This is a genomic window from Proteus sp. LHD240705 (genome assembly GCF_047921555.1).
In the GTDB taxonomy this organism is placed as follows: domain Bacteria; phylum Pseudomonadota; class Gammaproteobacteria; order Enterobacterales; family Enterobacteriaceae; genus Proteus.
The window spans coordinates 350902-376401 of record NZ_JBLRMI010000004.1; the positions used below are offsets into that span (position 1 = coordinate 350902).

Genomic DNA, 25500 nt, shown 5'->3' on the forward strand with positions numbered 1-25500 from the left:
AGTTCTTCCTCTGCTTACCGATACTGTTTGTTCTTAAATAAGTTACCAATACTTATTAATTATTATTTATCCAGGGTTAAGCATGTTCTTTAAAAACTTTAAAATTCGTACAAAGTTAACCATCGCATTTACAACTTTTGTGATGCTAATTATGTTGGGTTCCAGTTTCGCATTAATGGGTTTAAATAGTGCGAATCAAGATATTCATGATGTCGTTGATGATATCTATCCAGCCACAGTCAGAGCCAACTTACTGATTAATAATTTCAATGAATTTATTATATTTCAGCAACTTACTATGCTTGATGAGCAAGGAAGTTTAGCGGCTGAGCAAGAGAGCAAAAAAGCAGAGATCACCGCTAAAGTTGCGCAATTACTGAAAGAATTAGACGAAACCACACACGATGCTGAATCAAAAAAAATCTTAGCTGAGGTTTATGAGATCCGTCAGCAATATATAAACTCTCAAAACTTTGTGGTGAAGGCATTTAATGAAAATAACAAACACGCCGCTGTCAATGAACTGATCACAAAAACTTCCGCTATTCAGTTAAAGTATCGCGATAAAATATTAGAGTTTATCAAATTACAAGACAAAAAAATGGAAGAGGCAGGTGACGCTGTTGAACGTGATTTTATTGAGAAAAGGATCTTTTTAGTCTTATTAACCCTCATCAGTATTATTGTGGGTAGTATTTTAGGATGGTTTATTACTAAAGGCATTACTCTTCCATTAGAGAAAGCAATAAATTTTGCTAAAGCGATTGCCAATGGTGATTTAACACAAGAAGTGAATATTGATTATCATGATGAAGCAGGAATATTATTACAAGCCCTTGCTGAAATGAAAACGCACCTATTAGAAGTTGTGCAAAATGTACAAAACAGCGCTGAAAATATTTCGTCAGCAGCAGAGCAAATTACAGCTGGTAGCCAAAATTTAGCAGCAAGAACAGAAGAACAAGCAACATCAGTAGAAGAAACGGCAAGCTCAATGGAGCAAATGACATCAACTGTTAAAAACACCGCAGATCATACTCATGATGCGATTAATGTTGCTGAAAAAACTGAAATCGCCGTACATCATAATGGCGAAATAATGCTTCAGCTAACTGAAAAAATGAGAGCCATTAATAGCTCATCATCTCAAATGACAGATATTATTAACTTAATTAATGCCATTGCATTCCAAACTAATATTCTTGCACTAAATGCCGCTGTTGAAGCCGCTAGAGCGGGTGAACATGGTAAAGGTTTTGCAGTTGTTGCTGGTGAAGTCAGACTACTGGCACAAAAAAGTGCAGACTCCGCTAATGATATACGCACTCTTATCGATAATTCATCAACTCAAACACAAGAAGGAATGGAATTAGTTGAACAAGCTGGCTCACAAATCCAAAAAATGATCGCTGATGTCGAAGAGATCAGTGCGCTATTGCGTGAAATTGGGCAGGCAAGTAATGAACAAAGTGATGGTATATCGCAAATCAATAACGCTATAAGTCAGCTTGATTCAACAACTCAACAGAATGCGGGATTAGTTGAGGAATCGGTAGCTGCTGCAAGTTCACTTAATGAACAAGCACTTAATCTGAATAAATTAGTGAATTACTTTCAGATTAAAAGTATCTAATATTTAGTTGAATAAGTTTATTGAAAAAATAAAGGTCACTAGTCTTCTATCATAGTGACCTTTAAACGTGTTTTATGTATGTTCCAAACGGCTATACGAATAAATAAACTCAACCAAAGACGTGAGTTAAATGTGCTTTATATTCAGCAATATCATTCTCAACCGTTGGCTCTTTAATAACATCATTGACCATAAAAGTCGGTAATTGAGATAATCCTAAAAATTGTTGTGACTTGTGGAAAGCGAAATAAACACCATCAACACCTCTGCCATCAAAAAAATTACCAAATTCATTAAAGGCTTCAACAGGCGCATTCCACGTTACAGAGATCATGTATTTCTTACCTTGTAACAGCCCCCCTGTACCGTATTGCTTTTTAGGATCACGACGCGTACGCCCATCGTTCTCATATAACTTGCCATGACCAAATGTATACACATCATCCATATATTTTTTTACTTTCCACGGCATCATCATCCACCAGCCAGGCATTTGATAAATAATGGTGTCTGCCCATAGAAATTTCTCGATTTCGTCGTCAATATCATAGCCATCTTCTATTTGGGTTTCTTTAACGCTATGACCTAATGTAACTAAATGCTCAGCAGCAACATCATGTAGTGTACGGTTTAATTGACCAGCAGAATGACCGAAGCTTTGACCACCATTAATCAATAAAATATTCATGCCAACTCCTAAATTTTCTCTTGCGATACGTTTAATAGAGTTAATTTAACAGGAAATAAAAAAATTCGCACGCAACACTAAAATCTATAAAAAATTAAAATTCAGGATTATTTTCTTAATATTAAATATTATCAAAGATAATTAAGAATAAAAAACTAAAATAGACCACTTTTACGATTGGGTATATTAATAATAGAGATTATTGCTTTTTAGGCAAAAGTCTATTGTTGCTCAGGCTATTTTGTTAAACCGTTGGCTGTTATAACATTAATAAGAATATCTTCTAATCTGATAGGATCGTCTTACTATCACACTAAGATAAACTGTAAGAAATTAAGGACATTAGTGCGCTAAAAGTTACAGCTTTAATGTGTCAGATAAATATTGAGTTAAACTATCAATAAAAACGCGGATACGTTGGCTCACCACGCGATCACTATAATAAACAGCATGAAAAGGTAATGGTATAGATTGTAATTTATCGCTAAATAGCTCAACTAGTTTGCCTTCTTGAATATCTTTATTCACCATAAAATCAGATAAACAAGCAATCCCTTCACCACTCACGCATAATTGCCTTAATGTTTCGCCACTGTTTGAAGATATCCCTTCTGTTACCGTAATTAATGCATTTTTTTCGATTTCTAAAGGCCATGTATTTAATGAAACTGGCTCAGTAAATGTTAAACAAGTATGTTCGCTCAATGCTTGCGCTGTTGTCGGAATTCCTTTTCGCTCTATATATTTTGGCGAAGCAATAATTTTACGATAGCTATTAAATAAAGGGCGAGCACGTAAACTTGAGTCTGTTAAATGGCCAACTCGTATGGCCACATCCACTTTACGCTCAATTAAATTCACAAAAGTTTCTGATGAGACTAATGACAAAATAATATCAGGGTATTGTTGGCGAAAAATAGAAATAAAAGGGATCAACAAATGTAATACAACAGGAGTTGCCGCATCGATACGCAGTAAACCTTTAGGTGAATTTTGTGTGCCATATAACTCATTTTCAGCGGCTTGCATTTCCTGCAAAATAACTTTCATTCGCTGAAAATAAAGTTCACCTTCTACGGTAAGATCAATTTGGCGGGTCGTTCTATTCAGTAAATTAACACCTAATTTATCTTCTAATTTCTTCACTGTTCGGCTGACGGCTGAATTAGCCAGATTCAGTTTATCAGCTGCTTTTGTAAAGCTTTTATGTTCAACAACTTCAACGAATACTCTCGCTTCTTCTGACGTTGCTTTCATACAATAAGTCCCAGTGCTATTAGGTAGTATATTGGGATTTAAGGATACGGACATTTTTTTATTATTGCAATTAAGTTAATAATCAGGGGAGAATAGTGAGTTATTGTAAATAGTGTGAATGGTATAAATAAGCGTTACTACTTAAAAAATAAGCAGATATACATAATGTACATCTGCTTAAATCATGGTTTAAACATAAAATTTTTATTTAAAATAATAAGACACATTAACGGAGGGTAAATAAAATCAGGCTAATTTTTCAATAAATTTGATATCTAATAATTCAATTTTATCTTTTAGGTTTTCAACAAACGCTTTCATATGTGCTGTTTCATTGTGTTTATCGATAGCGCTCTGGTTTTCCCATATTTCAAAGAAAATAAAGGTTCTTGGTTGAGTGGTATCCTTATGAAGTTCATACTGGATACATCCTTCATCTTTATGGCTTGGTTTTATCATTGCTTTGCAAGCAGATAACACTTCATTTTCATGATTTTCTTTTGCCACAATTGTGGCAATTAATCTGACATTATTCATATGAAATCCTATATTCCAACATAAGTGTAAATGACAAATAAATAACAACCTGAAATTACTCTAGCATAATTCTTTATTTCATTATTTACATTTAGGCAAAAATAAGTTGCTGAGATTGTTATTGTCATAATGATTATTATTTTTATTAAAAAGCAATTCAATAATATAAACACCACAATCATTATTGCCATTAAAGCAATAGTCTATTGTTTTTTTCATTATTTATTGCATTTTTTTACTTCATTACACTAGCACCCTATTAAATTTCAAATTTATTATTCACCTTATTAGGATGCGCTATGAAAACCTTTCTCCCTTTATTAGCTCTGGCTACTGGGGCATTTGCAATAGGAGCCTCTGAATTTACACCAATGGGATTACTACCTAATATTGCTTCAGGGCTAGATATCTCGATCACAACAGCAGGTGGCCTCATTACAGGTTATGCTGTCGGTGTTATGGTTGGCGCTCCTATTATGACATTGGGCTTAGGTCGATTAACAAAACGACATGCTTTAATTTTCCTATTATTGCTCTTTATTGCAGGCAATTTATTCGCCTCACAATCTGATAGCTATTGGGGATTAATGGTTGCAAGGCTAATAACGAGTCTTAATCATGGTGCTTTTTTTGGTATTGGATCAGTAGTAGCCGCAAGTCTTGTTGAAAAACATAAACAAGCTGCTGCCGTTGCCGCTATGTTTATGGGATTAACTCTTTCAAACTTGATCGGTGTTCCTTTTATTACTTGGATTGGTCAAGTTTATGGCTGGCGTTTAGCCTTTGTTCTTATTTCTGGATTAGGTGTTGTGACACTGATGGGTTTATTAATGCTGCTCCCTACGATCCCTAAAGGAAACAAGCCTAATATCAAGTATGAATTAAAAGTACTCACTCGTTTACCTGTTGTGTTAGCACTACTGACTACCGTATTTGGCGCCTCTGCTCTTTTTGCTCTTTATACATACATCGCCCCTTTCCTTATTAATATTGTTCATATCAGCGAAAGCGATGTCGCAATGCTACTTGTTGTGATTGGATTAGGATTTACCGTAGGTAATTACTTAGGGGGTAAGTTATCGGCAAAAGGAATTGATAGAACATTAGTGATGTTTTTTATATTACTGATTTTATCAATGATCCTTTTACCCTTAGTTTCAAATCATTTGTTCTTAACGATTATCACTCTTTTTATTTGGAGTGTGGCGAGCTTCGCCCTTGTTCCACCACTGCAAATAAAAACAATGCAGATAGCCCATGATGCGCCGGGTTTAGTTTCATCAGTAAATATCGGTGCATTTAATTTAGGCAACGCTATTGGAGCCGTTATTGGCGGAGTTGCTTTAAAATACAGTTACAACATTGTCCCTTTAAGTGCGGCCTTAGTTGGGATCATTGGTTTATTACTGGTTTTTGCTCAATATAAAGTGAAAAGAGAACCACAAAGAAGCTTGGCTTAGTCTTTAACGCCCTATTCATACTCACTAAAAAATGAACCTAGTTCACACTTTGGTTCTTTTTTTTCATGTGTAACAACGTCGACAATAAAATGTAAACAATTTTACCAATATCAGACAAACTGTTTGTTTTTGCCAACTTATTTCAACGTTTATGGATGGCGTCAAATGTTAAATCCTAAAACATCGCTAACATAATCGCTGATTTCCATTATCAAAACAGAGCTATTTAATGATGAAAATAATCTTTTCACTATTAATACTCCCATAATAATCTCAGGATAATGTCACTTATTGTGAGATAAGCTTATAGAGCTAAAACAGGCAGCAACACATTTACACACTAAAGAAAATATTCCGTTAGAGATTATTACGTAGCTGAATCGAAAATAATTATCTGTAAACTCACTTTTCAATCACCTTTTTTACTTTGAATATTTGTATGACAATTATCTAGATGAAATTAATATTTCACCTAAAAATGAGACTATTACTTCAAAAATATTTCATATCTTATCTTTGTTCTATAACAGTCAACTTAAACACTTTTAAAAAGGTAAGAAATCCCCTTAAATAAATATTTTCCTATTATTAAATAGAATTTATTTCACGTTTTCTTATTTATAAAGAATAAAAAAAATAGACTTTTTACTTTTATCAATACGATCAAGATCACTTCAATCATATCTTTAATTGAGGAACATTAGGAAGAACCATTCTCATTTATTATTTACTTTTCTTATCATGGTTCCATTATCCCACTGATTTGTATTACAATTAAATATAGTTTGAAAGCGAGTAATTGTGCGCCTCTGGATACAAAAAGAAGTTAATCATTGATGAGAAAATCATATTAAAGTCCATTTAAACAGTTAATATAATAATATTAATTTTGTATAATTAAAATTATTATATTAAGAATAAATAAAAACAAATCAATGATAACAATTTATTTTCACACTAGATAAAAATAGATATAAATTAGAAATAAAAAAATAAATATATTTTAATAAATAAAAAACACGTAAAGAATAGGCAAGAAATAAAAAAAACAAAATAAAGAAAACACTAAACATTAAAACAAGATAGAAAAAACAAAATAAAATAAAATATTAAAAATACAAAGTAAAATATTATTGATAATGAAATAAAGTATTATAAAAATAAAAAAACGATAATTTAAATTATTAAGACAACAAAATTTATAACAATAAAATATCGAAATAAAAAATTTTTAGTTTATTTGTTAATAAAATAGGTAAAAAAGTAATTCATTAATTTAATTTATGTTTATTTTGGGGGTTGATGGTCTTTTTTTACCCTAAAAATGGCATTTTAGACTTCAATTTATCTTTTTATTACATAGCTAAAACCATCAATATCGTTCTTTTTTTCATCAAAAACCAATTTTACAACAACATTAGCAATGCAATTACATTGATGAGCGTCAAAAAACACGACAATTAACAAGCAAATAATGAGAAAAAAGGAATTTTTTTATATTTGTCACACAATTGATTTTATTCTATTACATATCAATAAATATTCCCTACAATAGCCAACTAATCTAACCTGACAATTTCCTAAGTGATGATATCTTTCATTGTTTAGGTTAGTAACTATCTTTTTTTATTTATGATTTATCGTTTCAGCAAAGTAGAGCATTAATAAAACCTAGTACCCTACACAATTATATAATGACCAACTTATAGGTTTGCCAACGCAGTTATAAACGATAACAATTGCAAACTTAAGGATAAAAATAATCATGTCAGACTATCTATCATTCTTATTAGGCATTGTGCCTTTAGCGGTTTTGATTTTTATGATTTTAAAAATGAAATCAGCCGTTCACCATGCCGTGCTTGTATCTTTAGTGATAACTGTTGCACTTGCTATTTTCCATTGGAACAACACCATTCAATTTGCTTCAGTCTCTGTCCTTTATGGCGCAGTTAAAGGATTGTGGCCAATCATCATCGTTATTCTTGCTGCCATTTATAGCTATAACTTAATGCTAAAAACAGGTGGCATGGATGTCCTTAAAGATGTACTGGCTGGCATAAGTGATGATAAGCGAGTGCAAGTTCTGCTTATCTCATGGTGTTTTGGTGGCTTTCTTGAAGCTGTTGCGGGTTATGGTACTGCGGTTGCCATTCCTATCGGTATTTTAATTGCACTTGGATTTGATCCTTTTAAAGCAGCAGTTGCCTCTTTAGTTGCCAATACAGTTCCTACTGCTTTTGGTGCAGTCGGTATTCCAGTTTCAATTTTGGCGCAAAATACTGGGCTTGATGTATTAGTACTGAGTAAAACGATTATTATTCAGTTGGGATTATTTAATATCGTATTGCCTTTTGTCATCGTTGCCATTGCTGGTGGCGGAATTAAAGCGATTAAAGGTGTCGGATTTATTACCTTAATGTGTGGTATCAGTACACTGATCCCTCAATATATCGTTGCAGCTAATTTAGGTGCTGAATTACCAGCGTTTGCAGGTAGCTTAGTCAGCTTAATTGTGGTTATTTTCCTTGCTAAACGCATGAAAAATAGTGGTGATAAACAGAAAAATGTCAAAAAACATACTGGCAAAGAGTTGTTAGTAGCAAGTTCTATTTATCTGTTTACTTTTATATTTATTTTAGCGTGTTCACCTTTATTCCCTACGCTCCAAAGCATGGCGAGTGCGATTTCCACAAAGATCCCATTTGTATTAAGTGAAACACAAACGGAATATCAAACCATTGCTTGGTTAAGTACACCGGGGGTATTAATTATTCTCGCCAGCTTTGTGGGGGGAACCATTCAAGGCGCAAGTGTTTCAACACTTATCTCTGTTCTGGTTAAAACGACTATCCAACTGAAAAACTCAATTATTGCCATCACAGCAATCGTAGCGATGGCAACTGTCATGGATTTCAGTGGCATGATTGGCAGTATCGCTGAAACCTTAGTCGATTTCACAGGTGCAGGATTTATCTTTATTGCCCCAGTGATCGGTGCGTTAGGAACGTTCGTAACAGGTAGTGACACCAACTCTAACGTACTGTTTGGTAAGTTACAAACCAGTGCAGCCGCTAAACTTAATATTGACCCATTCATTCTGGCCGCTGCCAATACCTCTGGTGCAACGGGCGGTAAAATGATTTCACCTCAAAGTATCGCCATTGCTGTTTCAGCGACAAAAATGGATGGACAAAGCAGTGCCATTATGCGTGAAACCTTAAAATACTGTATTGCCTACATTGTTATTCTTGGGGCGAAGATCGGTATTATTTATCATCTAATGAACTAATTAATAAGGAGAAGTGAGCGTGTTTATTCCATTCACTTCTCCTCTTATAACGAAGCAATAAAAGAATTTTATCTTTAGTAAAAATAATAACATCTGAGCGATGTTTTGGAGTTCGATTAATGAAAGTTAATTTTTATGCGACCTGTCTTGGTGATGTGCTGAAAGCAGATTCAGCCCGAGACACCGTCTTGTTACTTGAAAAATTAGGCTGCGAAGTCTTATTTCAGGAACGCCAAGGTTGCTGTGGTCAGCCTGCGCTTAATAGCGGTTATGTTAATAACGCAAAACCCGCCATGAAATCGTTAATTGAAACATTGGAAGTGAACGACTATCCCATTATTTCACCCGCAGGCTCCTGTACTTATGCCATTAAAGGTTACCCAACTTATCTTGCTGATGAACCACAATGGGCATTACGGGCACAAGGTGTTGCCGATCGCCTTATTGATTTAACCAGCTTTATTGTTAACACCCTTGGTGTTGTCGATGTTGGGGCTCGTCTGCCAGGTAAAGCGGTTTATCACCCATCTTGCAGTTTAACCAGAAAATTAGGTGTCGTAAGTGAGCCTTTAACGCTGTTAAAACATGTTGAAGGTCTTGAAATGTTACCTTTTGCAAACTCAGAAACCTGCTGTGGCTTTGGGGGAACTTTCTCCGTGAAGATGTCTGAAATTTCAGGCGAAATGGTGACTGAAAAAGTCAAACATATTATGGATGTGAGTCCTGATTATGTCATTGGTGCCGATACAAGCTGCTTAATCAACATTCAAGGTCGTTTAAGTCGTGAAAAACGTCCTGTAAAAGTGTTGCATATTGCACAAGTTTTAATGAGCCAATAAGGGAGCCTGCTTATGTCTATCAAAACCAGTGATATAGATTTCAGACCTCGTCTAGAACATGAAATGAAAGACACAATCATGCGTAATGCGGTTGTTATGGCGCAAGAACGCATTGGGGCTAACCGTCAAATCATGGTGAAGGAGCTAGGTAATTGGGAAGAGTGGCGTGATCGCGCTGAACAAATCCGTAACCATGTTCTTGAAAACTTAGATGCTTATCTCTATCAATTATCCGAAAAAGTGACTGAAAACGGAGGCCATGTTTATTTTGCTAAAACAGCAGAAGATGCCTCTCGTTATATTTGTGAAGTTGCCAAAAAGAAAAATGCGAAGAAGATTGTAAAATCTAAATCGATGGTCACCGAAGAAATTGGGATGAATAAAGCCTTACAAAATGAAGGCATTGAAATCATCGAAACTGACCTTGGTGAATATATTCTTCAGTTAGATAATGATCCACCGTCTCATATCGTGGTTCCAGCGATCCACAAAGATCGTTATCAAATTCGCAAAGTCTTAAATGAAAAACTCAATTATGAAGGCAGTGAAACGCCAGAAGATATGACGCTTTTCATTAGACAACGTATAAGACAAGATTTCCTTTCTGCTGATATTGGTATCACTGGCTGTAACTTTGCCGTGGCTGAAACAGGTACTGTCTGTTTAGTCACCAATGAAGGTAATGCAAGAATGACCACAACACTACCTAAAACCCATATAGCGGTTATGGGTATGGAACGTGTGGCTCCTACCTTTGAAGAAGTTGATCCGTTGATAACCATGTTATGTCGTAGTGCCGTTGGCTCACGTTTAACCAGTTATAACACTTGGGTGACAGGTCCACGTGAAGCAGGCAATGTTGATGGCCCTGAAGAGTTCCATTTAGTAATTGTCGATAATGGTCGTTCTGAAATTTTAGGCTCACAATTTAAAGATATTTTACGTTGTATTCGTTGTGGTGCTTGCCTAAATACATGCCCTGCTTATCGTAATATTGGTGGTCATGCTTATGGATCAATTTATCCTGGTCCAATTGGTGCGGTAATTTCACCATTATTAGGGGGTTATAAAGATTTCCACGATCTCCCTTATGCATGTTCGCTATGTAACGCTTGTAATGTAGTTTGCCCAGTCAAAATTCCTTTAGCACAACTGATTTTAAAACATCGCCGTGTGATGGCAGAAACAGGCCTTACACCAAAAGCAGAACGTCGAGTGACAGGTATGTTTAACTACCTCAATTCACACCCTGCCCTTTGGAAAGTGGGTATGAATGTCGGTGCAAAAATGGCGGGATTAATGATCAAAAATGGTTCTACACCAATCAAAATTAGTGTTCTTAATGATTGGATGGAATCACGTGATCTCCCTAAACCAGATGGTTATAGCTTCCGTAGTTGGTTTAAACGCCATAAAGCAGAAGGAAAAAAATAATATGTTAAACGAACAAAATCGTAATGAATTTCTGCAAACTATTGCTGAAAAATTAGGACGTCCTATTGCGCATAAGCCACAGCCGCAGCCTACACCAGTGAATGATTTGGCGAAAACACGCTTAACTAATTTAACTCAAGATGAACTGTGCAAAGAGTTTACGGACTTTGCACAGACTCAAATGGTGAAATGTGTTGTTAGCAAACCGAATGAAGTTATTAATAGCCTAATTGAGCTATGTGAAAGTTATGATTGTAAAGGCTCGGTGGTAATAAGTGGTGATGAGCGTTTAGATGCACTTGGCATCACAAAAGCGGTTAGCGAAAAATACGAAACTTATATTTGGGATCCTACACTTGGGCGTGAAAATATTGTTCATGCTGAACGCTCTCAAATCGGAATTGTTTTTGCTGAAGCGGGATTAACGGAATCTGGTGGAATTGTTTTATTTTCGTCTCCAGAGAAAGGACGTGCCGTGAGTTTATTACCTGAAACCTCAATTGTGATCCTACGTAAAAGCGATATTTTGCCTCGTGTGGCTCAAATTGCTGAGCGTTTACATAAGATGGCTCAAGAAGGTGTGAGAATGCCGTCTTGTATCAATTTAATTGGTGGTGCAAGTTCCACTGCTGACATTGAATTGATTAAAGTATGGGGGGTTCATGGCCCTGTTCATGCAGCTTATCTTATTATTGAAGATTGCTAATTCAAGATAAAATAACGTTAAAACGATAACAAAATAGCTAACAGTCAGAGTCGATCATCGACGCCTAAATCAAACCCAAAAGATAAGTTAATGGCTTTTGGGTTTTTCTCTATTATTTACCAATTAATTATTTAATAAAACTTTTGCTCTCCATTGATTTAATTTTATTTCACATGCGAGTAAAACATCTCCTGCCCCAGAACCGCCCATTAATAATGCGGATTGTCGTTGACATTCAGCGCTTCTAAATTGAATAAAATGCTGCTGAGAACTGGCTAATGCATCAATGGCACTTTTCGCTGCAACAGAATCAGTATCTTCAAGATCACTCTTACTTTTGTCATAAATGACATTCATTTGCTGTTCTGTCAGTTTTAACTCATCCAATAAACAAGCTTGCACAGCGGTTCTTGGCTCGTTTGCGGTCACTTCATAACATTTCGCTAAAGGATCGTATTTACCTTGTGCTGAAGAAAAAAAGCTCACTGTAAGTAAACTACAAGAGATCAGAAATAAACTTATCTTCACGCGAATTCCTTATAGATATTTATAATAAAATTTATGTTTAACATAATGTATAAAATAACTAATATCATATCTATTAGTGCGAATAGCTTCATTTTAGGACATATCGCATCTTACTTGATAAATTTAAATTTCAATCGATTAATAATAAGAAAATATTATTTAACACAATATCAATAGATTGAAATTCAGCCAATAATTTTAAAAATAGCCATTTACTACTTTAACTTTGCATTTAATTGATAAAATAACAAACTTTCTTATATCGAAAAAAGTCTGCCATTTTAGTTTTCACTATTTTTTTTCTTAGCATAGCAATAGAAAACCCTCTTTTTTTGCAGTAATCTCATACTATTCTTATTGGCAATTTTTGCCTAAAAACGACCAGTGGTACCACTAATATGTTCTACAAATTTACCCCTATTATTCTTCTTATAATTTCCAACGTTTTTATGACATTTGCTTGGTATGGACATCTAAAATATGGCAATAAACCCCTTATTGTTGTCATTATTTTAAGCTGGTTGATTGCATTTGTTGAATACTGCTTTGCTGTACCCGCAAATCGCATTGGTCATAATTATTACAGTGCAGCAGAATTAAAAACCATACAAGAAGTGATCACATTAACTATTTTCGCTATTTTTTCTGTCACTTACTTGGGAGAAAATTTTACATTAAATCATTTTATTGGTTTTCTTTTAATTGGTGCAGGTGCTTTATTTATTTTTAAAGGCCCTTTTTAGAAAAACCGATTAGTAGATATCATTAGCTCATTTTTACAGCATGTTATCTACGCTTATTTTGTTATCGCCTTATCAAAACTGATAAGGCTTTTTTTATTCGAAATCTCATTTTCTGATTACTTTTAATACTATTTATAGTGTGATTTTTACGGAGGATTAAATAACATCATCACTTACCATTAAGTTATATAGTCTACTCAGATTTTTTTTCCAAAATAATAGTCTGTTTTGTAATAAAAATATTCTATATATAGAAACATTTCTCTTGAAAAATATTTTTCATTCGGCGCATAATGATTGCTCTAAGAGAAGCATCGTTTCTCTGTCTTTTTTTGCCTCTCTTAAACTACCGCACCCTTAAAACGTGCGTTTTGTCACTTTAACGTCAGATAAAATGGTATCTGGTATGAGCAAACATTCTAACGATTTTATTTATATGCAGGATAATCCCTGTATGCATTGTGGTGCTTGTTGCGCCTATTTTAGAGTTTCGTTCTATTGGGCTGAAATGGTAAGTGGTGGCGGTGTGGTTCCAGATGAATTAACAGAACCATTAACGCCTTTTCTCTCTTGCATGAAAGGAACAAATTCTAAAAAACCACGCTGTGACAAACTGATTGGTGAAGTTGGAGAGTGTGTAAGCTGTTCTATCTACGAACAACGTCCTTCTCCTTGTCGTGAGTTTCAACAATCTTGGGTAAATGGCATTCCTAATGAAGCTTGTGATCGTGCGAGAGCGGCTTATGGTTTACCGCCATTAACTCATATCACCTTACCTCACAGCGCGTAAGACATCAGAGGGGTTAAGCCCCTCCTGATTATTTAGTAATACCCAACACGCTTTTTTATAAAAAATAAAATAACAGTGCAAAAAATTGTTATTAAATAATACGTTAGTTTGACTTTATTTTTAAATAACCTAGTATATAAGGTAATGAATTAATAACGTGTGTTTAGCGAGGTTTTTTATTTAAAAATAGCGATATATTTGGAGGGTATTATGATCAGTAGCTCTTTTTTTATCCTTTTCCTTTCTTTTATCTGTTCTACTGCTGTCGTTAGTATGTTACTCGGTGGCTTAGAGGAATGATTATGAATATTTCTGATGAAAATATTCTTCCCCAGAAATAATGCCCATACTTTACATAAAATCAGTATGGGCATTATTTTACTTGTCGTTTAAATTCTAGATTTATTTTTCCTGTTATTATTTTTATTCTATTTTTTATAAAAAACCAGATACCCAAACTTTCCTCGTTTATCTATTTAGTAAGTAAAATGCCCCGTTATTTTCCATGAAAATAAGACATCCTCTGCGACTTGTCCAAACCCAATATTATGCATAACTAGATAGCGTTGGTTATCCCCGCTTTTCTTATTTACTACAATTCCAATATGAGGCCGCCCATTATCTAAACGCCAGCTAACAATATCGCCTGGCACATAATCTTCGGCATTTTTTGTAATCGGTTTTACTTTTCCTTTTCGTGTGAAAAAGACCTCTAAATTGGGAACTCTACGGTGATCAATATTCGTATCGGGTTTATTCAATCCCCACATTCGTTTACTTGGGTAAGCAGAAAAATTTGCTTTAATATCTTCATGTAATAATTTTTGTAAATCGATATCAATCCCACGATAACTACGAATAATCACATCACTACAGACTCCTTTATAAGCAGGCACGTCCCCCATTGGGTAGTCTATTTTACGATAATCAGAGTCGTAAAATACGGCTCTTGGTAAGTTAGCCGCATACTCCACCAGCTTTTTATTTTGTTCTGAAGTTAGCGCTTGTGCACTTGAAAAGGGAGTAATGAGTAAGAGTAAAACAGTAATTCCCATTATTTTCACTGTATGTTCTCCATGAAAAAGTTAAATCCATTATTTAAGAAAGAAATAACATTATCTGTTTATACTGATAAAGCACAGCATAAAAATATCAGGGAAGTCTTAATTCGTTTTTAGAGCCGTTTTTAGAGTAGAGATAAAAAAACCGAGCCACCTTTAGGGTAAGCTCGGCTGATAAATAAGGGAAAAAAATAAGAAAGAGAAAAAGTAAGAGAATACAGTTTAGTTCAACACAATATGACTTTTACGGCGTAAACTTGCAAACAGCATGTAAACTGCCGTCACTAATAACACCACAAAGAAGAAATTCATAATGCCGTTATTGGCTTGCGCCATAAACATTCCCGCCCCTAAAGGCCCAATAGCGGAGCCAATGCTATAACTTAATAGCATCACTTGTGTAATAGCGACAATGTAACTCGCGTTCACATGATCGCATGCCAATGTAATAGCGATAGGATAAAGTGCAAAAGAAGACATTCCCAATAGCGCTAGTGCAATAATAAGCACCATATAATCGCTAGAAAGATAAGTCAGTCCCATGGCAAAAACGCCCACTAAACACATCATCGCTAATAACAGTGTCTTGCTGATCATCACAGACAATTTGCTAATAATAGGCTGGATCACCATTCCGCCTAAAATAATTGCTGCCATCAACACACCTATTTGGTCTGTTGTAAATTGCCCTTGATTTAAAGCCAATGGCATCATGCCATAAATACTACCCATCACAACGCCAGATACCATACAGCCCACTAAAGCGGCTTTATTTAATCGGCTCATCTGCTTGAGTGATAAACTTTTATGAGAGTGCCCTTGTGGTTGCCCTTGTTTAAAAAGTAGAGGCGGTAATACGGCAATGAGTAATAAAACTAATATCGCCATAAACGGGATAGCGCCTTGCGTACCAATTGCACCAATCGCCAATTGTCCTAATGTTGTGCCGCCATAAAGCGAGGTCATATAAAAACCTAAGCGTTTAGCTCGCTCTTTAGGATTATCGCCAATTAATAACCATGACTCGACAACAACAAATATACCTGCAACCGCCATACCACCAATAAAACGGAAAACCATCCATGCTGATAAATAAGGCATTAAAGGCAACACACCGACAGTCACTGCCAACAATAATAAAAATACAACGAAAGAAAGACTGTGACCTATTCTTGCAATAATAGGTTCTATCATGACTGAACCTATTAATAATCCAATAAAATAAATACTTGCTAACCAACTGGCATAGAGCGTATCCATTCCAAAACTGCTCATAGACAGTGGAATTAAACTCATTAAATAGCCTGACGCGATAGCAAATACCGTTAACCCAGCCACAGGTACTAATGTACTGTCGCCTTTGCGTACCAAAGTAGTGTTCTGTTTCACTACCCTCGTCTCCACAGTCAAAACGGTTGATGATGCGCTGTTTTCTCGATGCCTGATAGAGGCGGTTCTTTTATCTAGGAAAGATAAAAGAAACAAAGGTGAAAACAGTGGATGGCGTTCCTAAATTCAGGAGACGCGAATATAGCGTTTAAATGATGATAAATAAAATTATAAAATCTAATGTCAGAAAACAATTTTATTTATATCAATCATGATTATCGTCTTTTTCCACCAAAAAGAAATAGCGCTAATCTAATATTTATTTTTATTAAATGATAAGTATTTTTTATTAAGAAGACTATGAGTAAATACGTGCTAAATAAAATAAAAATAATAAACATTCATTACTATCCTATCGTTACTCGATAGGATAGCTAAAAATGAAGAGATACTTTTGTTTATTCCACACTTTTCTCTAAAGCAATTTTAATGGCATCAGGAATTGAACCACCGTGACCTTTGCCCTCAAACAGATAAAACTCACACTGTTTTCCCGCTTCCGATAAATATTGACATAACTGACGTTGCGTTAACCAGCTACTACGCTTTTGATAATTTTTCTGTTGTTCTTCACTTAATTGGCTTAAATCTGGTTTTTCTTCTTTTTCCCCCAAGGTTATTGCAATAGAAATATCATTAGGAATAGCTTGCCATTGCTCTTGTTTCACCCATTCGCCTTTTCCCCACCATAATGATGGGCTTGCTGCGATATAACGTTGAAATGTTTCTGGATGATTGAATAAAACATAGAGGGTAAACACGCCACCAAAGGAGTGACCAAACAAAGATTGCTGAGTGATCGAAACGTGTTCTTTAGCGAGTTGCTCTAACGCATAAGGCCTTACTTGCGTTAAGAAGAATTGATAAAAATTTTCTGCATTTCCACCTCGGCTAAATGCCTCTCCTTTTACACTCGGCGTGTAGTCATGCGTTCTCTCTGTAATAAAATAAGCTTTATCCCCCACATACCCCACACTGATAATCGCAGGCAACGGTTTGTTTTTCTGCTTTATGGCTTCGTTTATCATCAACGGAAACTGGGCATTTCCATCAACACTATAAATTAGCGTTGTCTTAGTGGCGTTTTTAGGAATAGCAAGAAAGAGGCGATATTGTTTTCCTTCATATGCCACTTCTTTATTTGTAATTTGATAATAAGAGTGAGCCTGAGACTCAATTTCAGGAACTTCTTGGTTAGGTCTAGCTTGAGCCACCGCAGATAACATAATCATTCCACATAACATTAGTATTCGCATAAATCAGATACTCTGTCGGTAATTTAAAAAGTGAGCCATTAAGATGAAAATAATAGAGAGGCATAAAAAAATAAACCCCATACTTAACGGGGTTTATTTAAATTTGGGCTCGATTAGAAGCTATATTTAATATTTGCCCAATAACGACGACCTTCATCGACAACCCAGTTGCCGCCTTTATCATTTACAGCAGGACCTGTTTCATCTGTAATATTTAATACTGCAAAATTAAACATCGTGTTTTTATTAAAGTTGTAGGTCATTCCTAAATCAAAGGTTGTGTACCCACTACGATAACGTGCCCCAGTGTAACCATTACGTTGTGCCGCCCAAACTTGCTTACCAGTATAAGCGGTATTGGCATAAAAACTGGTTGCTTCGTCAAACTGCCAATCAACTCGTGCATTGGCGCTGTGTTTTGGTGTTAAATCTAATGGATAGCCTTTTAAGGATTCACCTGATGCTAATTTTTCATCATCACTTTTACGTTCTGAATCGATATAGGTGTAGTTTGCATTGACATGCCAACTTTCCGTAATTGGGAAACCAACCGCGGTTTCAATCCCTTTAATATTCGCTTTACCGACATTATCGTATTGATACAGTTTTAAACCCGTAATTGGGTCTATTTCGCCTGTGTCGTAGTTAGTTAGCTTATCTTTAAAATCAGTATTAAAGAACGTCACACTTGCAGTAACACCATCTCCATTATCATAGCCAATACCAATTTCTTGGCTAACAGACGTTTCAGGTTTTAAATCACGATTACCGTACATAATCGCGCGACCTTTCTCTGTTGAAGTGCCATATTCTGGGCTAATTTCACGTAAGCTTGGTGCTTTAAAGGCTTTAGCTACACCACCTTTTAAGGTGAATTCATCCGTTAAATGATAAACGGCGTACGCTCTTGGGCTCCAGTGATTACCGTAATATTCGTGATCATCAAGACGCACACCGCCAGTTAATGCGAGGTTGTCTGTTACGCTATATTCATCTTCAAGGAATAACGCTTTTTGATCTGCGGTAATGGTGGATTGTTTAATACCAGAGCCAGTGGATGATTCATCTTTTAAACGTGAATATTGATATTGACCACCAAAAGTCATCACGTTATCAGGCAAGAATGCAGTAAATTTCGCATCAAAAACAGTATTGGTAATTTCAGGGCGGCGATCTTCATAATACTTCTCGCGCTCTTTTGTCACCTTATCAATCATTTCTGTTTTGGTGATGCGTTTAGTCTGTTCTTGATAAACACTTAATTCTGAATGCAGAATATCAAACTGATTTTTATAGGTTAATGCCCAGTGATTACGGTCATTATTGGTTTCCAGCATTTTATTTTCATCCGCTTTTCCACCACGGATAGTAAATTCACTCATGGATTTACCTGGTGTCGTTGTACGTTGTAACGTATTGCGACCCGCTTCTAATAAAATGGTTTGATTATCAGTCGGTGTGAAAGCCAATTTTGCCGTAATATTTTTATTGTCATTACGACCTTGGCCATAAGTGATTTTATCTTCAGCACGTAAATAGCTACTGCCATAAAGCTGTAAGCCTAATTTATCTTCAATTAAAGGTCCTGAAAGATAAAAATCACCATTAATGGAATCGCCTGCATCACGGTTATGTTGCAATGTACCGCCAAGTGCAACAGAGCCATGCCACTCTTTTGTTACTGGCTTCGTGATGATATTGATAACACCACCCATTGCATCGGAACCATACAGAGATGACATTGGTCCACGAATAACTTCTATGCGTTCAATCGCATCTGCTGGTGGAATAAAACCACCTTCATAACCACCACTCCCATTAGGGCGCGACTCACGGCTATTTTGGCGACGACCATCAACAAGAATAAGTGTGTATTCACCAGGCAAACCACGCATGGTGATTTCTTGTTTATTAGCATTACCATTAATGCTAACACCTTCAACACCTTTTACGGCGTCAGCTAAATCATGAACGGGCTTTTTAGCGAGTTGTTCTTTGCTGATCACGGTGATACTTGCTGGTGCATCTGTAATTTGTTGAGCAAACCCTGATGCTGATACTACAAGTTTTTCTTCTTTGTTTTCTTGTGCATACAGCGGATAAGAGGCAGATAAAATACAGGCTGTTAAAACACCCATTTTAAAGTTCATAGCAGTTCCCTGAATTAATAACGGTTATAGTAATGAGAATGATTAATATTATCTTAATCAAATATTCATGAGAATGATTTTCTTTTCATATTTAGTGTTTTTTTTTAATCTGCATCAAAGCAAATTAGTGCTATTCCGATTAAGTACAGAAATAGCGGATCTTGAGCACAAAAAAAGCAGATGGCATAACCATCTGCTTTGTATCGTTTTGTAGGGTATTTTTAGATTTAGAAAATTAACAAATTACACTCTTGCTATTACCAGAATACGGCGTAAAGCACACACAAAATGACCATAATGGCGTAAGAAGCAATATTGAATCCGCTTTGTGTTTTAAAGGTTTTATCTGTTAATGCAATCGCCCCTACACTGTCATCAGTTTTAGTCGAGGTTAAACTCACTAAACCAATCACAACAGTAGTAAACATAAAGGTGTACATCATTTGATCAAGGAATGGCATACCTAATGGCATTAATTTTAGAAATAATGCAAACGGTATAGATAAAACCACACCAATGATTGCGCCTTTTGCATTCGTTTTTTTCCAGAACAAACCTAACAGGAATACCGCTAAAATTCCTGGGCTGACTAAGCCTGTATATTCTTGAATATATTGGAATGCCTGATCGATACCACCTAATAATGGTGCAATAAAGCAAGCAATAATTAAAGCAACAACTGCACTAATACGACCCACGTTCACTAAACGGGTTTCAGAAGCTTTTGGCTCAATATACTCTTTATAGATATCCATCGTGAAAATAGTCGCAATAGAGTTAAGCATAGATGCCAAAGATGAAACTATTGCAGCGGCAAGTGCAGCAAAAACAACACCTTTTGCACCTACTGGTAAGAACTGAGTTAACCAAGGATAAGCTTTATCTGCTTGTGATAACGTTGGAATATGCTGTTGTGCCATTGTACCTAAACCTGCCATTAATTCAGGGTTAGTCGTAATAACAAATGCAGCAATACCCGGCACAACCACAAGAACAGGCACTATCAGTTTTAAGAATGCAGCAAACACTAACCCTTTTTGTGCTTCATTAATGGATTTAGCTGCTAAAGCACGCTGAATAATGTATTGGTTAAAGCCCCAATAATAAAGATTAGCCACCCATAAGCCACCAATCAGCACCGCGATACCCGGCAAGTTCATAAACTGCGGATTATCTTTTTCTAAGATCATTTTAAAGTGATCAGGTGCGGCTTGTGTCATTTTGCTCAAACCTTCCATAATCCCGCCATCTCCACCGATATAGCTGACTGCTAATACAGTGGTAAATAAGCCACCAAGGATAAGGAAAAATACTTGTACCACGTCTGTCCACGCAACAGCAGAGAGTCCGCCATAGAGTGAATAGACAACAGCAAATAATGCTAAACCAATAATGGCATACATCATTGGTACACCAAGGATGGTTTCTAATGCCAATGAACCTAAATATAGTACCGATGTTAAGTTAACAAAGATAAATAATGCCAGCCAGAATACGGCAAGAATGGTTTTTAAGTTACGGCTTTTAAAACGATTCTCGACAAATTCTGGAATGGTATAAATACCTTTTTCGATAAAAACAGGTAAAAAGTATTTAGCAACAATAATTAATGTCAGTGCAGCCATCCATTCATAAGAAGCGATAGCAAGACCAATGGAAAAACCAGAACCAGACATACCAATGAATTGTTCTGCTGAAATATTAGCAGCAATAAGCGAAGAACCAATTGCCCACCAAGGAAGGGTTTTACCTGCTAAGAAATAGTCCTTTGTTCCTTTTTTCTCACCATCCTTTGAACGAGAAACCCATAATCCTAGACTAATAATGATGACGACATAGAGGGCAAAAATTGCATAGTCTATTGTGCTTAACCCAACACCTTCTGTATGCATAATATTTTCCTTTCAGACCCATAGAGAGAATAGGATTTTAATGTAAACGTTTTCACAATCTTTTTCCGTTACTCTGTTCACAAATTTATCGCTTATGTTACGTAAATGGATCATAAAACAGGAAAACGAACAATTAGCATAACGAGCAAAGCAAAATTTAAGCTTAAAATACGATGATAGTTTTATTTTATAAATTTCAGATATTAAAATAATCGTTGAAAAAACCCTACAAATGATAACGATTACACAAATTAATTAAGTATGACCTCTTAATGTAAAAACCATTAAGAGGATCGATTAAATTAAAAAGCAAATGAGGTAATTAAGAGAGGTGACTAAGATTAAAAACGGAATTACGTTGAACTAATGTTGGCGAAAAAATACGTTGTTTTTGTTCAAGCACTTCACCTTTAGAAAGCCTGATAGCGAGTGTTGCGGCTTGTTCTGCCATCATTTGTACGGGATAACGCACCGTGGTTAAACGAGGGTGAATATAGCGTGCAATTAATACGTCATCAAAGCCAATAACTGAGATTTTTTCAGGCACAGGGATTTCATTTTCATCAAGAACAGATAAAGCCCCAGCGGCCATAAAATCGTTGTAAGTCACTACGGCTGTAAAATCGATAGATTTCGTTAGTAGATGCATCATTGCTTTTTCACCGCCTTCACCTTCAGGCTCACCATACTCAATATAGCTTTCTGGCAATGAGATATTATTAGCATCTAAAGCAGCTTTATAACCAGCAAGACGCTGAGTTGTATCTTCAATATGATGAGTAGATGAAATATATGCGATTTTAGTATGACCTTGGCGAATAAGATGCTCTGTTGCCATCCATGCCCCTTTATAATTATCTAAAGCGACACAACGTTCGGCAATTTCAGGAATAAAACGGTTAATCAATACCATGCTTTTAACTTCTTGAGCATAAGCCAGCAACTCTTCATCAGAGAGTGCTTTTGAATGGATCACCAGACCATCACAGCGACTATTAATCAATAACTCGATAGATTGTCGCTCATCTTGAGCATCATGATAACCATTACAGACCAAGATGTGTTTCCCTGATTGTCTTGCAACGTTATCAACCGCTTTAACGAGTGTACCAAAAAAGGGATCAGAAACGTCATGCACTAAAACACCCAAAGTTTGCGTACTTTGGCTAACCAAAGCCCTTGCTGCTGCATTAGGTCGATAGCCTAGCTTTTGCATCGCAGCATTAACGGTTTCAATAGATGTCTGACTTGCTTTCGGCGAGTTATTAATGACTCTAGATACAGTCGCGACAGAAACACCCGCTTCTTTCGCTACATCTTTGATAGTCGCCATATCCACCCCTTATGGATCACCTTTATTCATGGTTAAGAAATAACGAACCGTTAATCTACAAACAAAGAAAAAAGAGAGTAATAGAATTTAAGTGGCTTGATTATCAGCGAAGAAGGGAAATTTAAAAAGTAAAAAGATCAAATAAATAGTGAAAAGGAAAGCGTTTACACTTTCCTTTTGTTGTTACGAATAAAACTTATAGATTGTTTGGCTATTCCACGAAGTATTTGCAGGTAAAATACCTTGGTTTTCATGCCATTCTGGATGATTAGGACCATCTGGGAAATATTGTGTTTCTAATGCCAACCCTGAGTAATTGCCGTAATGACGACTCTTTCCTCTTGTTCCTACCAGAAAGTTACCTGTATAGAACTGCACAGAAGGCATGGTTGTAAAAACATCCATTTTAAGTTCGCCTTCAGGAGCAATCACCGTCGCAACAGGGGTTTTATCATCAATCGCTTTCTTATCTAAAATAAACGCATGATCGTAACCATTTGCGGCTTTTTGGCACTCACCTGCCATAAAATCAAGGCCAACACGCTTTAATTTACGAAAATCAAACCCTGTCCCTATGACGCTTGCAAACTCACCTGTAGGAATATTGCCTTTACCATTTTTTAAATAATGAGTCGCACAGATTTTTAAATCATGCTCAAGTGCAGTGCGCGCAGTATGTTCACCCGCAAGATTGAAATAAGCATGATTAGTTAAACTTAATGGTGTCGTTTTATCACTCATCGCCTGATAATCAATACACACTTCATTATTATCTGTCAGTGTATAGGTCACGCTTACTTTTACAGTGCCGGGAAAACCTTGGTCACCATCATTTGAAATTAGTGAAAAAGTGACAGATTGAGAAGATTGCGCGGTGATCCCCCAGCGAAGATGGCTAAAGTTTTGCTTACCACCATGTAAGGTATTTTTACCTTCATTCGCGCTAATTTTATATTCTTGCCCCTCTAATACAAACTTTGCCCCGGCAATGCGATTAGCAAAACGCCCAACCGTTGCACCTAAATATGCAGTTTGTTGTTTATGGGCATTCATATCCGCCGAGCCTAATAACACATCTCGACGATATCCATTAACTGGTACAATACAGGTTAACCAAGTCGCACCAATATCCATTAAAGAGATAGACATACCAAAACGATTTTTAAGCACTACTATTTGCGCAGGTTTTCCATCTGATGCGGGTTGTGCTGTCATTTGTTCAGGTTCAAGAAAACGAAGCTCATTAGTCGCCATTATTTTGCCTCCGAATAGCCCGCTCCTTGGCTTGCAGAGCAGACATAGATAGTTTCTTTTAATCCCGTTTTAGCTTCGTATTGCGCCTTAACAGAGTCAATGACTTTATCAACTAAATCTGGTGTCACTAATGCTACGACACAACCGCCAAATCCACCACCAGTCATTCTTACACCACCACGATCACCAATCACCGATTTAACAATTTCAACCAATGAATCAACCTCCTTGACTGTAATTTCAAAATCATCACGCATTGAGTGATGTGATTGCATCATCAGTTGACTTAATGTTGTTAAATCCCCTTCACGCAAGGCGTCAGCCGCTTCTAATGTACGGCTATTTTCAGTAATAACATGGCGTGCCCGACGATAAACCACGTCGCTCATTAATGCTTTTTTTGCAAGTAGATCCTCTAATGTGGCATCTCTTAATGCAGTCACATTTAAAATCTGAGCGGCTTCTTCACACTGTTGGCGACGAGTATTGTACTCACTATCAACTAACCCACGCTTTTTATTAGTATTGATAATCATCACAACCATATTTTCGGGCATTGTCACTGCCGACGTTTCTAATGAACGACAATCAATTAATAGTGCATGATTCTCTTCACCACAAGCCGAAATAAGCTGATCCATAATGCCGCAGTTACAACCAACAAATTGGTTTTCTGCTTTTTGACCATTTAATGCAATCTCTTTTTGGCTAATAGGTAATTGATAAAGTGTTTTAAGCGTTTGACCAATGGCGACTTCTAACGCAGCAGAAGAACTTAACCCTGCGCCTTGAGGGACATTTCCGGATATCGCAATATCCATACCATGAAAAGAATAGTTATCTTGTTGTAGAAAATGAATAACACCCCGAACGTAGTTAGCCCACATTTTATTAGGTAAAAACTCAATGGTATTATCGAGGCTAAATTCATCAACTTCATTTTGGTAATCAACAGCAATGACACGAATAATATTATCTTCTCGTTTTGCTGCGGCAACGACCATTTGATAGTTAATTGCACAAGGTAAAACAAACCCATCATTATAATCAGTGTGTTCGCCAATAAGATTTACCCTACCAGGCGCTTGAATAAAATGTGTAGGTGCGTAACCAAAAATAGATGAAAATGAACGAGTCACATTATTAATAAGTGCCTGCATAATAAATCCTTAGCTTAAAATTAAGTAATATATTCTAAATCATTTGAGTTGCAGGTAGGCGGCAAGCAAAGATATCCCAATGAGAATACTCATGTATG

The 25500-nt window shown here is 36.1% G+C and carries 20 protein-coding genes; 8 read left to right on the forward strand and 12 right to left on the reverse strand.

Annotation, left to right across the window (positions count from 1 at the left end; translation table 11 throughout):
- The first annotated feature begins 82 nt into the window (after positions 1–82).
- Positions 83–1633: a methyl-accepting chemotaxis protein gene (locus ACNART_RS10695; RefSeq protein ID WP_198632675.1), complete on the forward strand. Its 1551-nt coding sequence runs from the start codon at positions 83–85 to the stop codon at positions 1631–1633.
- A gap of 109 nt (positions 1634–1742) precedes the next feature.
- Here ACNART_RS10695 and ACNART_RS10700 read toward each other — a convergent pair whose 3' ends face one another.
- The 3 genes from ACNART_RS10700 to ACNART_RS10710 form a co-directional block, all read right to left on the reverse strand.
- Positions 1743–2321: an NAD(P)H-dependent oxidoreductase gene (locus tag ACNART_RS10700; RefSeq protein WP_311747482.1), complete on the reverse strand. Its 579-nt coding sequence runs from the start codon at positions 2319–2321 to the stop codon at positions 1743–1745.
- Positions 2322–2678: 357 nt separating this feature from the next.
- The gene (yafC, locus tag ACNART_RS10705) at positions 2679–3578 is read right to left on the reverse strand and encodes a DNA-binding transcriptional regulator YafC (protein ID WP_349442975.1); all 900 of its coding nucleotides are present in this window, start codon (positions 3576–3578) and stop codon (positions 2679–2681) included.
- Positions 3579–3824: 246 nt separating this feature from the next.
- Complete coding sequence (locus ACNART_RS10710) at positions 3825–4115, reverse strand: putative quinol monooxygenase (RefSeq protein ID WP_196533439.1); 291 nt, start codon at positions 4113–4115, stop codon at positions 3825–3827.
- A gap of 299 nt (positions 4116–4414) precedes the next feature.
- On the opposite strand from ACNART_RS10710, the gene ACNART_RS10715 reads away from it, so the two are divergent.
- From ACNART_RS10715 to ACNART_RS10735, 5 genes are all read left to right on the forward strand, one after another.
- Positions 4415–5575, forward strand: coding sequence for an MFS transporter (locus tag ACNART_RS10715; RefSeq protein WP_198619700.1), 1161 nt, complete (start codon positions 4415–4417; stop codon positions 5573–5575).
- A 1765-nt stretch (positions 5576–7340) separates the two neighbouring features.
- Complete coding sequence (locus ACNART_RS10720; protein ID WP_109371008.1) at positions 7341–8867, forward strand: L-lactate permease; 1527 nt, start codon at positions 7341–7343, stop codon at positions 8865–8867.
- 119 nt (positions 8868–8986) lie between these two features.
- On the forward strand, positions 8987–9706 hold the full coding sequence (locus tag ACNART_RS10725) for a (Fe-S)-binding protein (protein WP_099659343.1): 720 nt from the start codon (positions 8987–8989) through the stop codon (positions 9704–9706).
- Between the two features lie 12 nt (positions 9707–9718).
- The gene (locus ACNART_RS10730; RefSeq protein WP_198620775.1) at positions 9719–11140 is read left to right on the forward strand and encodes a LutB/LldF family L-lactate oxidation iron-sulfur protein; all 1422 of its coding nucleotides are present in this window, start codon (positions 9719–9721) and stop codon (positions 11138–11140) included.
- Position 11141: 1 nt separating this feature from the next.
- Positions 11142–11846 carry a LutC/YkgG family protein gene (locus ACNART_RS10735; RefSeq protein ID WP_198620776.1) on the forward strand — a complete coding sequence of 235 codons (705 nt, stop codon included), beginning with the start codon at positions 11142–11144 and terminating at the stop codon, positions 11844–11846.
- Between the two features lie 123 nt (positions 11847–11969).
- On the opposite strand, the gene umoC is transcribed toward ACNART_RS10735, so the two are convergent.
- Entirely contained in the window at positions 11970–12374 is a 405-nt protein-coding gene (gene umoC, locus ACNART_RS10740) for a lysozyme inhibitor LprI family protein (RefSeq protein WP_100159051.1), read from the reverse strand.
- A gap of 398 nt (positions 12375–12772) precedes the next feature.
- On the opposite strand from umoC, the gene ACNART_RS10745 reads away from it, so the two are divergent.
- Both ACNART_RS10745 and ACNART_RS10750 read left to right on the forward strand, forming a co-directional pair.
- Positions 12773–13117, forward strand: a complete 345-nt coding sequence (locus ACNART_RS10745) for a DMT family protein (protein WP_075670926.1) — start codon at positions 12773–12775, stop codon at positions 13115–13117.
- A gap of 406 nt (positions 13118–13523) precedes the next feature.
- The gene (locus ACNART_RS10750) at positions 13524–13907 is read left to right on the forward strand and encodes a YkgJ family cysteine cluster protein (protein WP_109371014.1); all 384 of its coding nucleotides are present in this window, start codon (positions 13524–13526) and stop codon (positions 13905–13907) included.
- A gap of 476 nt (positions 13908–14383) precedes the next feature.
- Here the strand turns inward: ACNART_RS10750 and ACNART_RS10755 are convergent, their stop codons facing one another.
- The 8 genes from ACNART_RS10755 to galK form a co-directional block, all read right to left on the reverse strand.
- Entirely contained in the window at positions 14384–14962 is a 579-nt protein-coding gene (locus ACNART_RS10755) for a DUF1287 domain-containing protein (RefSeq protein ID WP_232797532.1), read from the reverse strand.
- A 228-nt stretch (positions 14963–15190) separates the two neighbouring features.
- A complete protein-coding gene (locus ACNART_RS10760) occupies positions 15191–16357 on the reverse strand; it encodes an MFS transporter (protein ID WP_109371020.1) in 1167 nt (388 codons plus the stop codon).
- Between the two features lie 398 nt (positions 16358–16755).
- A complete protein-coding gene (locus ACNART_RS10765; RefSeq protein ID WP_232799455.1) occupies positions 16756–17613 on the reverse strand; it encodes an alpha/beta hydrolase in 858 nt (285 codons plus the stop codon).
- A gap of 113 nt (positions 17614–17726) precedes the next feature.
- Positions 17727–19763, reverse strand: a complete 2037-nt coding sequence (locus ACNART_RS10770; RefSeq protein WP_368927673.1) for an IreA family TonB-dependent siderophore receptor — start codon at positions 19761–19763, stop codon at positions 17727–17729.
- A 257-nt stretch (positions 19764–20020) separates the two neighbouring features.
- A complete protein-coding gene (locus tag ACNART_RS10775) occupies positions 20021–21655 on the reverse strand; it encodes a sodium/sugar symporter (RefSeq protein WP_368927672.1) in 1635 nt (544 codons plus the stop codon).
- A 322-nt stretch (positions 21656–21977) separates the two neighbouring features.
- Complete coding sequence (locus tag ACNART_RS10780; RefSeq protein ID WP_198620780.1) at positions 21978–22988, reverse strand: substrate-binding domain-containing protein; 1011 nt, start codon at positions 22986–22988, stop codon at positions 21978–21980.
- Positions 22989–23171: 183 nt separating this feature from the next.
- Positions 23172–24242 carry a galactose-1-epimerase gene (gene galM, locus ACNART_RS10785; protein WP_198629859.1) on the reverse strand — a complete coding sequence of 357 codons (1071 nt, stop codon included), beginning with the start codon at positions 24240–24242 and terminating at the stop codon, positions 23172–23174.
- The gene (galK, locus tag ACNART_RS10790; RefSeq protein WP_198620782.1) at positions 24242–25402 is read right to left on the reverse strand and encodes a galactokinase; all 1161 of its coding nucleotides are present in this window, start codon (positions 25400–25402) and stop codon (positions 24242–24244) included. Before galK ends, galM begins: the two co-directional genes overlap by 1 nt.
- Positions 25403–25500: the final 98 nt, after the last annotated feature.